Origin of the sequence: Ectobacillus soli (genome assembly GCF_042610425.1) — a bacterium.
GTDB lineage: Bacteria > Bacillota > Bacilli > Bacillales > Bacillaceae_G > Ectobacillus.
Genome location: NZ_JBGJZM010000001.1, coordinates 986,674 through 999,426, shown reverse-complemented (window position 1 = coordinate 999,426; position 12,753 = coordinate 986,674). Strand labels below are relative to the sequence as shown.

At 35.7% G+C, this 12,753-nt stretch carries 12 protein-coding genes; 2 read left to right on the top strand and 10 right to left on the bottom strand.

Annotated elements, in window-relative coordinates:
• Positions 1 to 82: 82 nt before the first annotated feature.
• On the top strand, positions 83 to 397 hold the full coding sequence (locus ACAN53_RS05230; RefSeq protein WP_379967921.1) for a hypothetical protein: 315 nt from the start codon (positions 83 to 85) through the stop codon (positions 395 to 397).
• 68 nt (positions 398 to 465) lie between these two features.
• On the opposite strand, the gene ACAN53_RS05225 is transcribed toward ACAN53_RS05230, so the two are convergent.
• The 5 genes from ACAN53_RS05225 to ACAN53_RS05205 form a co-directional block, all read right to left on the bottom strand.
• A complete protein-coding gene (locus tag ACAN53_RS05225; protein ID WP_379967919.1) occupies positions 466 to 1,182 on the bottom strand; it encodes a class I SAM-dependent methyltransferase in 717 nt (238 codons plus the stop codon).
• Positions 1,183 to 1,290: 108 nt separating this feature from the next.
• Complete coding sequence (locus ACAN53_RS05220) at positions 1,291 to 2,952, bottom strand: peptide ABC transporter substrate-binding protein (protein WP_379967917.1); 1,662 nt, start codon at positions 2,950 to 2,952, stop codon at positions 1,291 to 1,293.
• A gap of 542 nt (positions 2,953 to 3,494) precedes the next feature.
• Entirely contained in the window at positions 3,495 to 5,114 is a 1,620-nt protein-coding gene (locus tag ACAN53_RS05215; RefSeq protein ID WP_379967915.1) for an ABC-F family ATP-binding cassette domain-containing protein, read from the bottom strand.
• Positions 5,115 to 5,292: 178 nt separating this feature from the next.
• Entirely contained in the window at positions 5,293 to 5,520 is a 228-nt protein-coding gene (locus ACAN53_RS05210) for a helix-turn-helix domain-containing protein (protein WP_379967913.1), read from the bottom strand.
• Between the two features lie 258 nt (positions 5,521 to 5,778).
• Positions 5,779 to 6,423 (bottom strand): HD domain-containing protein, encoded by a 645-nt coding sequence (locus ACAN53_RS05205; protein WP_379967911.1) that lies wholly within the window; start codon positions 6,421 to 6,423, stop codon positions 5,779 to 5,781.
• 315 nt (positions 6,424 to 6,738) lie between these two features.
• Between ACAN53_RS05205 and msrA the strand changes: the two genes are divergently transcribed.
• A complete protein-coding gene (msrA, locus tag ACAN53_RS05200) occupies positions 6,739 to 7,272 on the top strand; it encodes a peptide-methionine (S)-S-oxide reductase MsrA (protein ID WP_379967909.1) in 534 nt (177 codons plus the stop codon).
• 62 nt (positions 7,273 to 7,334) lie between these two features.
• Here the strand turns inward: msrA and ACAN53_RS05195 are convergent, their stop codons facing one another.
• The 5 genes from ACAN53_RS05195 to ACAN53_RS05175 all read right to left on the bottom strand — a co-directional run bounded on the left by ACAN53_RS05195 (position 7,335) and on the right by ACAN53_RS05175 (position 12,456).
• Positions 7,335 to 8,036 (bottom strand): ABC transporter ATP-binding protein, encoded by a 702-nt coding sequence (locus ACAN53_RS05195; protein WP_379967907.1) that lies wholly within the window; start codon positions 8,034 to 8,036, stop codon positions 7,335 to 7,337.
• A 16-nt stretch (positions 8,037 to 8,052) separates the two neighbouring features.
• On the bottom strand, positions 8,053 to 8,826 hold the full coding sequence (locus ACAN53_RS05190) for an ABC transporter ATP-binding protein (protein WP_379967905.1): 774 nt from the start codon (positions 8,824 to 8,826) through the stop codon (positions 8,053 to 8,055).
• An 11-nt stretch (positions 8,827 to 8,837) separates the two neighbouring features.
• Positions 8,838 to 10,103, bottom strand: a complete 1,266-nt coding sequence (locus ACAN53_RS05185; protein WP_379967903.1) for a branched-chain amino acid ABC transporter permease — start codon at positions 10,101 to 10,103, stop codon at positions 8,838 to 8,840.
• Between the two features lie 9 nt (positions 10,104 to 10,112).
• On the bottom strand, positions 10,113 to 11,099 hold the full coding sequence (locus ACAN53_RS05180; RefSeq protein ID WP_379967901.1) for a branched-chain amino acid ABC transporter permease: 987 nt from the start codon (positions 11,097 to 11,099) through the stop codon (positions 10,113 to 10,115).
• A 157-nt stretch (positions 11,100 to 11,256) separates the two neighbouring features.
• A complete protein-coding gene (locus ACAN53_RS05175; RefSeq protein WP_379967899.1) occupies positions 11,257 to 12,456 on the bottom strand; it encodes a branched-chain amino acid ABC transporter substrate-binding protein in 1,200 nt (399 codons plus the stop codon).
• Positions 12,457 to 12,753: the final 297 nt, after the last annotated feature.

The following is a 12,753-nucleotide window of genomic DNA, read 5'->3' as shown; positions in this document are numbered from 1 at the left end:
ATACGTACATAGTTAGATATACAAACATTATTATAGCAAGTCCATATACTATATGGTAGCTCAAAAGAGAGGAGGAAAAAAGATGAATAAGCAAGATTGTTATCATCTTTGCCATCAATACAATGGCAAAATTGTACACATTCGCGATATAGAGGGTTCCTACCATGTAGGAAGAATTACAAAAATTACAGATAATTCTGTTTGGATTGAGCCCGTTAGCAAGCGACCATACAATGGTGGTTTTGGCTACGGTCCAAGATACAGTGATGAAGATTATTATGGCTATGACAATACCCGATACGATGGGTATGGCTATGATTACAATGGGGAATTCGGCTTAGAACTTGCCTTTGGGTTTATTGTCGGCATTACACTTGCAGCCTTATTCTTTTTTTAATCAATCATAACTACAATTAATAATACTCCCTTCAGTAAGATTATGAACATTACTGAGGGAGACTTCCTTTATTTTTTACATAGGAACGAACGATGACCAAGTACGTGTTGATATTTTGCTATGATTTTTTCATGTTTTTCCAATAAGTCCATATAGGAAGGGGGAATGCTCGGGGAAACGTCCCAACTTGGTACTTCCTGTGCCGAGTGCAACATAGTAGCAATTGTACTCCCCTCAACCATTCTTATATCAGAAAAGCCGGATTGCTGCAAATAATAGTACCACTGCATCGAGGTTAGAAATTCCTTTGTACCATAAACACTACGAAGTTCATCCTGCTCTTCCTGACGGAGTTGTCGTTCCACACACATCTCAATACAAGCTAGATATCCCCCTGGCCGTAAGACACGCCTAAGTTCTGCAATTGTTTGTTGTACGTTTGTAAATGCAATTACTGACTCTGACAAAACAACATCGAATGTTCCGCTGTTAAATGGAAGTGCTTCCACCGTGCCTTGTAGGAGAGAAATCGTTGCACATTCTCTTAAGATATTTTGTTTCGCTTTAGCTATCATAGTTGGATTTAAATCAATTGCCACAGTATGGCACCCATATTTATTTGCAATGTTTATAGCCGTCCTTCCTGTGCCACAACCAGCATCTAATACGGAGCATTGTGAGGAGAGAGGGAGATAGCTAAGTAAGTGGGTGGTTAGAGAAAAGCCTCCCGGATGTGCACTACTTACACCAAGTTGTGCCAATAAATCTAAATACAGATTTTCCACATGAATCACCCTTATTCTAAACTCCTACCATTTGTATGTAGCGAAAAGAAAAATGTGCACAAAAAAACAGGGAGTATACACCCCCTGTTTTTCACAACCATGTGAATTTTAGTGTTCTTCTACATAAGCCCATTTGTATGAGTAGTCGCCGCCAAAGTTATGTTTTACGATACCTTTTACATACGGACGTTGTGCATAGGAATCACCACGTTGATAAATTGGTGCAATAGCTGCATCGTCTAACAATAATTTTTCAGCATTAGCCAATTGATCTAGGCGATCTTTTGGATTTGCAAGCAATGTAGTTTTAGCATCATTGATAATTTTATCGTATGCAGGATTAGAATAGCTCATTTCATTCATTGCATTCTTACTATCAAACATATCTAGGAACGTCATTGGATCTGGGTAATCAGCACCCCAACCAGCTAATGAAAATTCATAATCTTGTTTTGATTCAAGTTCTAATTTTTGTTTGAATGGTTGTTGTTTGATGTTAACTGTTAAACCTGGTAAATTCTTTTCCAATTGATCTTTAATATATTCACCAGTTTTCTTAGCAGTTTCTGTATCATAGTTTAAGAATTCTAAAGTGATTTTGTCTGTGCCAAGATCTTTCTTAGCAGCATCAAAGTATTCTTTTGCTTTTGCTGTATCCGTTGATAATAGATTTCCTTTATTATCACGGAAATCCTTACCGCTAGAATCTTTAACTAAATCTTTAGGAACTAGGTAATCAGCAGATACAGAACCATCATTTAAGATTACGTTAGCTAGTCCTTTTTTATCAAATGCCATTGAGATTGCTTTACGCAAGTTTTTGTTTGCTAATTGTGTATCTTTTCCATTACGTTTTTCATTCAAACGTAGGAAATAAGTTGATGCAAGTTGTTCTGTAACAAATTGGTCTTTTTGTCCTTTGTATTTATCAACGAATTCTGAAGATAGTCTAACGCGATCTACTTGGTTTGATTCATACAAGTTAACACCAGTCGCAACATCTTTTACAACATTTACGTTAATATCTGTTAATTTTACTGTTTTGTTATCCCAGTATTGATCATTTTTCTTATATGACCAAGATTGTTCATGTTTCCAATCAGATAGAACAAATGGTCCATTATATAATGTAGTACTTGCTTCTAAACCAAATTTATCTCCTTGCGCCTTCACGAATTTTTCGTTAAGAGGATAGAACGTTCCAAACGAAGTTAATTCAAGGAAATAAGGAACTGCATTTTCCAATTGTACTTCCAATGTATTGTCGTCAATTGCCTTTACACCTAACGTGTCAAGTGATGCTTTACCTTGATTAATTGCTTGTGCATTCTTTATATCAAACATGATATAAGAATATTCTGCCTTTGTCGCAGGATCAACCGCACGCTTCCAAGAATAAACAAAGTCTTTTGCAGTGACAGGATCTCCATTCGACCATTTCGCATCTTTGCGAAGTTTGAATGTATACGTTTTGCCGTCATCACTCTTTGTATACGATTCTGCTACCCCTGGAGTTGGTTTTTGATCCTTATCCAAACGGTAAAGACCTTCCATAACGTTATTCATAACGATAAAGGAAACTTGATCCTTTGCCAGCGTAGAATCCATAGAAGGAATTTCTGCACTATCCGTTAAATTTAATACTTGCTTTGCTGCTAACTTTCCTGTGCCACTGTTTGCTGTGTTGTTATCTTTTGTACCGCAAGCACTTAATGCCAAGCTGGCAACAAGCACAGGCGCAACTACAGCTGTGATCTTTTTCTTATTCATTCGGGTACCCTCCTTGATTATATGTATCTTTTGTCAAATAGAAGTTTTCTTACATCTCACAATAATTCTACTAGTAAAATTATCTGAAAATTTCTATTACTACACATTCTACTAAATTCTAGAGATTTGTAAAGTACTATTATAAAAAAAATACATTTTTGTCGATTTTACATATCAATCATCACATTTTATCCACAAAAAGGTAAGCATATATACAAACACTTCATATATTGTATAATATATACTTATAATACAAAAAACGGAATATAATATTTTTCGAATAATTCCGAATCATTTCCCCGCTTTAATTATAGAAGATATGGTCGAATTATATGTCTTACACCTCCAGATGCTATCAACATTTACAATGTATACTATTCCCCTTCGTTCCTCATGTTATGAATCGGATTCATAATTTTTTCTCTATATTAATAAGGAAAGCAGACCGTTAATAGGCCTGCTTTCGAAATTCAAAAATATGTTGAAAATTATACAATTATGAATATTACTTGAAATCGTTTTACAACCCTATTGAGCTATATTTAGACATACAATTGTTCCACTCTTTTTTGAATATCCGCATCTTCAAGATATTCATCATACGTAGTTTGTTTATCCATCATACCATTGGATCCTATCTCAATAATACGATTTGCTATAGTTTGTACAAATTGATGGTCATGAGACGTAAATAAAATCGTTCCTTTGAACGCAATTAAACCATTATTTAATGCTGTAATTGACTCCAAATCCAAATGGTTCGTAGGCTCATCTAGAGATAATACATTCGCACCGCTTAGCATCATTTTGGAAAGCATGCAGCGGACCTTCTCTCCTCCAGAAAGGACCTTTGCTTTTTTCATTACTTCTTCACCAGAAAAGAGCATTCTACCTAAAAATCCACGTAAGAAGCTTTCTGATTCATCTTCAGGAGAGAATTGACGTAACCATTCTACTAGCGTCAATTCATTATTTTCAAAGAAAGAAGCGTTGTCTTTTGGAAAATAGGCTTGCGTCGTAGTTACACCCCATTTATAAGTGCCACTATCTGGCTCTAATTCACCTGATAATATCTTAAATAGAGTTGTATTTGCAAGTTCATTACGTCCTACAAAGGCAATTTTGTCTCCCTTATTTACAGTAAAACTCACATTATTAAGAACCAATTCGCCATCAATCGTCTTGGATAGTCCTTCAACCTGAAGCAAATCATTACCAACTTCACGATTTTGAGTAAAGCCAACAAACGGATAACGACGAGAGGATGGTCGTATATCATCAAGTGTTATTTTGTCTAATAATTTTTTACGCGACGTCGCTTGTTTTGCTTTCGATGCATTGGAACTAAATCTAGCGATGAAACCTTGAAGTTCCTTTATTTTCTCTTCTTTTTTCTTATTCGTATCCTGAGACATTTTTAATGCTAGTTGACTTGATTCATACCAAAAGTCATAATTCCCTACATATATTTGCAAACGTCCATAATCTAAATCAGCCATATGTGTACAAACTTTATTCAGAAAGTACCGATCATGCGAAACAACAATTACAGTGTTTTCAAAATTAAGAAGAAAATTTTCAAGCCAACGTACCGCTTTTATGTCCAAATAGTTGGTAGGTTCATCTAAAAGTAGAATGTCAGGCTTACCAAATAATGCTTGCGCTAATAATACTTTCACCTTTTCAGCACCTGTTAGCTCAGCCATCTTCTTTTGATGTAGTTCTTCGTCTATTCCAACACCTTTAAGTAATATAGCGGCGTCTGCTTCAGATTCCCAACCGTTCATTTCTGCAAATTCCGCTTCCAATTCTGCCGCACGCATACCGTCTTCATCCGTAAAGTTTTCCTTCATATAGATTGCATTTTTTTCTTGCATAACCTCATATAAACGAGAATGGCCCATTATAACTGTGTCAATTACTGCATAATCATCAAATTCAAAGTGATTTTGTTTTAAAACAGCAAGACGCTCTCCAGGGGTAATAAATACATCTCCAGTATTAGGCTCAATTTCACCAGATAATACTTTAATAAACGTAGATTTTCCAGCTCCATTTGCGCCAATCAGACCATAACAATTTCCTGGTGTAAACTTTATATTTACATCTTCAAATAATTTTCGGTCTCCGTATCGTAAACTTACATTGCTAACTTGGATCAATGTTAATTTCCTCCAGACATTTTGAGTTACAGTATTATTGTACTATACGTAGCAATTGAGCGTAAACTACATAAGAAATACAAAAAGACATTTATACGCTTTGTACAAATGTCTTTTTACTAATGAAAGTAGTAAGAATACCCCATGAGTCAACACCTTTGGCCATTTTCTTATGCAATTATAAATTTAAAGATTGAAAAAATTCGGTTAAGCTAATACCCAATGCTAAACAAATTTTTTGTAAAGAAGAAATCGTAGGTCCGCGTTGCCCTCGCTCTACCATACCAATAAAATTCTTATGAAGATTAGATTGTTGAGCAAGGTCTGCCTGTGAAAGTCCATTTTTCATTCTTTCCAATTTTATCGTATTCCCTATTTTGATGAGTAACATCTCTTCTTTTTCCATTGCAATCACCCGAATATACTTTATATTACTAAAAAACAAAATCACATACATTCTAAAAAAAAGATTAGACAATACATACTAAAATAATATTAAACACCCTATCGTTATCAAAGTCATAGCAATCAAATCCAACTCTATCATATACTATATTTATCATATACCAAATTCTTTCGTATTCACAATACTTATATTATTAAGTTCACCTACACTCATATACATGTAGTTAAAAATTTATAACGAGTCGTATACAAAACATTTTCATTTCGTATCATTTTCACTAGAGAAAGAGATTTCTAACTTTTCCTTTAAATCATAATATGCTTCTATTAGCCAAGGATGAATGACCTGGTATTGATTTCTTCTTTCCCATACATATGTAATGTAACAATATGCGGCATGCTCTAATGATTTTTGCCATTCCATATGAATTGCTGCAATATATGGTGGATTTCCAATTTTACCCCATTTTATTTTATCTGCTACGAATAAAATGAGGTCTTGTTTTTTACATTTTTTCTTTAATGTTGTGTGACACTCTAAAGCACTTAATACTTCCTTATTATCTATTTGAAACAGTTCTTGAGCAAGTGCCGCCGATAATTTCTGATATAGTAGATATGGAAATTGGGTTTCTTCGGGTAATACAGCTATATTCAAATCAAGAACAGCTTCCATAATATTTTCCTTAGGAATGACAGAGCTTATATCATGTAAATAACCTGTAATATGTGCGTTTTTTTCATTAGTATGGAAAAGATTCGCTAGGTTTCTACATTCCTCTGCGACATCGACAGAATGCAAAAACAGGGGTAGGGCATTAAAATGTTTGTAAAAGGACTCCACGTCTTTTTCTAAATTCCCCGTAATATCCATTTCGTTTTTTAATGTTGTAATCCAACTCAATCCCATCCCTCTTTTCTTCAATATGAAATTTTGATGAAAATGCCATTAATTCCATTATAATCCTTGTCAATGGATTTTTGTGTTTAGCTTATATAAAGATTTATGTATTTTAGTTTTCTTATTTCAAATGTAATATTTTTCTATATCTATTATAGGAGTCTACTTGTACATTGTTTTACATGAAAACATACTTCAGTTATAATAATTGCTATTCACGCGGTGAAGAGGCATAAATTTACTGAGTACCGATTGTGTTTCTCAGTGAAACTTACTATAAATACAATAGTACCTACATAATGAAAGGATGAATAGATAATGGAAGAATCTCGAATTGAATTTGCTATGTTTGCCGGAGGATGCTTCTGGTGCATGGTCAAACCATTTGATGAATTACCAGGTATTGTAAGAGTAGTTTCTGGTTATTCTGGTGGAAGTGTTGACCATCCTACCTATGAGCAAGTGAAAAGTGGGACGACAGGACATTACGAAGTTGTGCAAATACAGTTCGATCCTACTATATTTCCTTATGAAAAACTGCTAGAACTTTATTGGCCACAAATTGATCCAACCGATGATGGTGGACAATTTTTTGATCGTGGAACGCAGTATCGAACTGCAATTTTCTACTATTCTAATAAACAAAAGGAACTAGCGGAAGAATCGAAGCAGGCAGTAGAACGTAGCGGTCGCTTTCAAAAGCCTGTTGTCACAAGCATTCTTCCTGCCGACACGTTTTTTGAAGCAGAAGAATATCATCAACATTTTTACAAGAAAAATCCCGAAAAATACAAACAAGAACGTATAGAATCCGGACGCGCTACATTTATTGAAAAAAATTGGAAGAACTAACTGTTCACAGGAACAATCACAAATAAGGAAGGTGCAATCTTTTGCACCTTCCCTATTGTTTACTAAGCTAAGTATGCTTCCTTTACAATTTCATCCTTCAATAGTTCGGAACCTTTTCCTACCATTTTAATTTCACCAGTTTGAATTACATATCCGCGATGAGCGATTTGAAGGGCTTGGTAAGCATTTTGTTCCACAAGAAGAATTGTCATTCCCTCTTTATTTAAATCTTTTATAATTTCGAATATTTGCTCTACAATAATAGGAGCCAGACCCATAGAGGGCTCATCTAGCATTAATAAATGCGGTTTACTCATCAATGCTCTTCCAATGGCAAGCATTTGTTGCTCCCCGCCACTCATCGTACCTCCTTGTTGATCGAGACGTTCCTTTAACTTTGGAAAATAATAAAACACCTGTTCTATCCGTTCCTTTACTACCTTTTTATCTTTAACAGAGAAAGCACCCATTTCTAAATTTTCCAGAACAGAAAGTCGGGAAAAAATCCGGCGTCCTTCTGGTACGTGAGCAATACCGGACAGCGCTGTAAGATGTGGCAGTTGTTTTGTTATATTGTTTCCTTCAAATGTAACCGTTCCATCCTTTGGAACCACCTGTCCACTTATTGTTTTTAATGTCGTTGATTTTCCAGCCCCATTGCTGCCAATCAACGTCACAATTTCCCCTTTTTCAACGCTAATGGTAACCCCTTTTAATGCATGAATTCCACCATAGTATGCATGAACATTATTCATTTGTAGCATTGCTTCTATTCCTCCTTTACTCTGCCGCCACTGCGCTCTTTCCAAGATAAGCTTCGATTACCTTTGGATTATTTCGAATTTCTTCTGGTTTACCTTCTGCAATTTTTTCACCATGATCAAGAACAATGATATGCTCTGAAATCTTCATAATAAGCTTCATATCGTGCTCAATCAAAATAATGGTAATCCCTAATTCTTCTCGAATACGAAAAATTAAATCCGTTAGCTCCCTTGTTTCTTTTGGATTCATACCAGCAGCTGGCTCATCAAGTAAAAGAACCTTCGGCTTAGAAGCAAGAGCCCGAGCAATCTCTAGCCTACGCTGTGCACCGTACGGTAAATTTTGGGCCTCCTCATTTAAGTAATCACCAAGTCCTACATAGGTAAGAAGACGAAATGCTTCGCGTTGTGCCTCTTTTTCTTCCCGCTTTACATGGGGTAAGTCTAATAATACCCCTACAAATGTGCTCTTTAAATGATTGTGCGCACCGACCATGACATTTTCAAGGACGGTAATATTATTAAAAAGTCGAATATTTTGAAATGTACGAGCAATACCAGCTCGAGAAATACTATGAGGTTTTAAACCGACTAATGGTTTCGAATCAAGGATAATTTCCCCCTCATCTGGCTTATATACACCTGTGACCATATTAAAGAAAGTTGTCTTACCTGCACCATTTGGACCTATCACTGCTGTAATGGAGCCTTTTTCAACAGTCATATCAATTGATTTCACTGCCGTAAGACCGCCAAAGCGTTTTGTTACATTTTTAACTGTTAAAATCATCTTGGCACCTCCTATGCTCCAAATGCTTTTTCCTCAATTTTCGCATTTTCTTGTTTCGTTGTTTTTTCCAGCTCTGCTTTATTAAAAGTTGGATTTTTTGCTGGGATTAATCCTTGAGATCGATACAAGGCAAATAGAATGAGAATACCGCCGAAAATGAAACGTTGCATTTTTGCTGGAGAGAGTGCATCTGGAATATTTATGGTTCCATTTTGTGTTAGTGCATTTAAATAGTTCGTTAGCTCTGCAAGTACTTGTAAATTTAAAATCGTAACTACTGCTGCGCCGAGAATAACACCAGGAACACTTCCCATCCCACCTAGTAGTACCATTACGAGGATGGTTGTAGACTCTATCATCGTAAAACTAGTAGGATCTATAAACATCTGCTTAGCCGCAAACACAACTCCCATCATTCCTGAAAAAGATGCACCAATTGCGAAAGCAAGCAACTTCGTTCGTACAAGATGAATTCCCATCGCCTGTGCAGCAATTTCATTTTCTCGTACTGCCTTCCAAGAACGTCCAACTTTTGAGTATTCAAGACGTCTGACTGCAAAAATTACGAATAGTAAAATAACAAGTACTACGTAATAAAATTGACTAGCATTACTAAAGCTAATACCAAAAAGCTGAGGCGCTTGAATCGATGTCAAGCCCATTGCCCCGTTCGTAATATTAACTGGTTTATCCAAATTATTAAATATAATGCGAATTATTTCACCAAACCCTAACGTTACAATCGCTAAATAATCCCCTTTCACACGCAAAACCGGAATTCCTAGTAATATACCGAAAAGGGCTGCGATAAAGCCTCCTATGAGGATAAAAATCCAGAAGCTTTCACCAGATAACGGATAATGACCAAATGGCATAAAGTTACTTGCCTGTGCAGTAGAAAAGATTCCGTACGTATAAGCTCCAACTGCAAAGAAAGCAATAAACCCTAGGTCGAGAAGACCAGCAAATCCAACTACAATATTTAATCCTAATGCCATTGCAACATAAATTCCTACTAAAGTAGCGACTTCCATATAAGATTGATAAGCTTGCCCACCGCTTGCAGCAAATGGTACTACCAAAAATAATTCCACGAGACCAATCATCCATTTTATTCTTGTTGTAAAGCTAGTGTAATAAAGTAACAAGAGAGAAAAAAGAAGTAATAAAAAGGCAATAACGGACTTTTGTGAAAAATATAAGCTGGCTGACGTAATTACAATATATAAGGCAAGTAATACACCTTGTAATAGCTTGTTTTGTTTGAATTTTAACATGCGTATCACCTACACTTTCTCTGTGACTGCTTTGCCAAAAATTCCTTCTGGCTTAAAAATAAGAATTAAAATTAGGATAATAAACGCAAACACATCTTTATACTCGGATCCAAATAATCCGCCTGTAAATATAGTAAGATTCGTTGCTGCAAACATTTCAAGAATTCCTAATAGTATACCGCCTACCATGGCTCCCCGAATATTACCAATCCCACCCATTACAGCAGCTGTAAATGCCTTTAATCCTAAAATAAATCCAATATACGGATCAATTGTTCCATATTGCATGGCAAATAATACCCCTGTTGCTCCTCCAAGTCCAGATCCAATAAAAAACGTTAACGATATTACCTTGTTTACATTAATGGACATTAATGACGCTGTTTCACGATCAAGCGCCACAGCACGCATTGCGATTCCCCATTTCGTCCGGTTAACGAAAAAATCTAAAGAAATCATCATTACAATTGCTATTAGAATGAGAATAATAGAAGATGACTTTAGCTGTGCATCACTAAACATCGGTAAGAGATGAGAAGCTTGAATGGAAACCTTATCTGTAAATAAGGAAGGTCCAGTTACAATGTAATTTCCTTGTCGAAGTTCAGTAATAAAACGAACGATATCTTGCAGCAAAAAGGAAACTCCAATTGCTGTAATGAGTGTAATTAGCTTTGGCGCAGTTCGTAATGGCCGGTAAGCCACCCTCTCAATTCCCATTCCTAAAAATCCGGTTATTACCCCAGCTACTACTACCACAAGAATAAGAGCTAAAATTGCCGGCATCGCTCCTAACCAACCGAATCCTGTCATCACAAGTAAAAGACCGGTCCCGATAAAAGCTCCACTCATGAAGATTTCTCCATGTGCAAAGTTAATCAGCTCCAAGATTCCATATACCATCGTATACCCTAAGGCAATTGTGGCATATACAGAGCCCAGCGTTAAACCGTCGATCAGAACTTGTGGTAAAGTATTCAATATTGCGTTCAGCATGCTTGTTCCTCGCTTTCTATTTATCTATTAGTACGGAATACCCTCCTATGCCGCACTTGTTCTAATTAATCTGTATAATCACATATTTCTTTTTTTAGAAATAAAAGAAAAATATAATATAAGCAGGTACAAAGATTCTTGTACCCGCTCTCCAAGCTTATTTCTTTTCTATTTCTCCTTGTTGTACGCCAGGATATTTTGCTCCATCAAACTTATAAATATAAACTTTAGCGAACTTATTATCACCTTTACTATCAAATCCAACTTTTGTTACAACACCTTGATAATCTTGTATTTTACGTACGGATTCTGCTACTTGTTGACGAGAAGGAAGCTTATTTCCATTTGCTGCAATTGCATCTTTAAGCCCTTGAAGCAGAACGCCTGCTGAATCATATCCATATGCTGAGTATCCTTCTACATCCTTATTAAATTTTTGCTTATATGCATCTGCAAACTTTTTACCTTCAGCAGTTTTCGTTACATCTGCTGCTACTGATGTAAAATAAGTATCAACAATACTTGTACCAGCTATGTCTACCATTGATTTTGAATCGATTGCATCTCCGCCAAGAATTGGAGCTGTAATGCCTTTGTCACGAGCTTGCTTTACAATTAAGCCACCCTCAGCGTATAATCCCCCAAAAAATATCAAATCTGCATTGGAAGCTTTTACTTTATTTAATACGCCGCTGAAATCTTTTTCACCAACTGTAATGGATTCAGTACCAGCTAATGTTCCGCCGTTTTTCTTTACAGCATCTCCAAATTCTTTAGCAAGACCAGAACCATATGCTGTTTTATCGTCGATAACGAAAATTTTCTTTGCGTTCAATGTTTTCATTGCATAATCTGCTCCCGCAGGTCCTTGGAAATCATCGCGTGCACATATGCGATTAACTGTTTTTAACCCTCTGTCAGTAACTGCAGTTGCTGTATTAGAAGGAGATACCATGACAATATTATTTTTTTCATACACTTCAGATGATGGAATGGCAACACCTGAATTTAAATGACCAACCACTCCAAGAATTTGTGCATCTGAAGCTATAAGCTGAGCGTTTGCTGCACCTTTTTTAGGATCACCTTGATCATCATAAGGAACAAATTGTAAATCATATCCTAGTTTCTTAAATTCTTCTTTTGCGTCCTCAACTTTCAATTTTGCTCCTAGTTCAATTGCTTCACCTGATGTTGCACTTGAACCTGACAAAGGAGACTGCGTTGCAATTTTAATAACTTGTCCAGTTCCACCCGAAGCTGAACTAGATGCTTGATCTGTTTTTCCACATCCAGCCAAAATTCCGAATACGAGTGAAGCTGCTAGAACAAATGACATCTCTTTTTTTAATAACACATGTAACCCTCCTATTTATTATTTCTTCTAAATATTTAAAATATTTAGAATATTTAATTTAATAATAAAAGATTTATTGTTTTTGTACAACACTAATTCACAAATAATTTACGACAAATTCTGCTATACTCCACATTCTCTACTATAAAATAAATAGTTCTATCATGGGTTTCTCGCAAATTCATTATGTAAAGCGCTTACAGAATTGTATTTTCACGAGAATATTATACAATAACTTTTCTACTTCTTGTTATCATAAAATTCCTCAACATCTATTACCTTTTATAAAAAAAACTC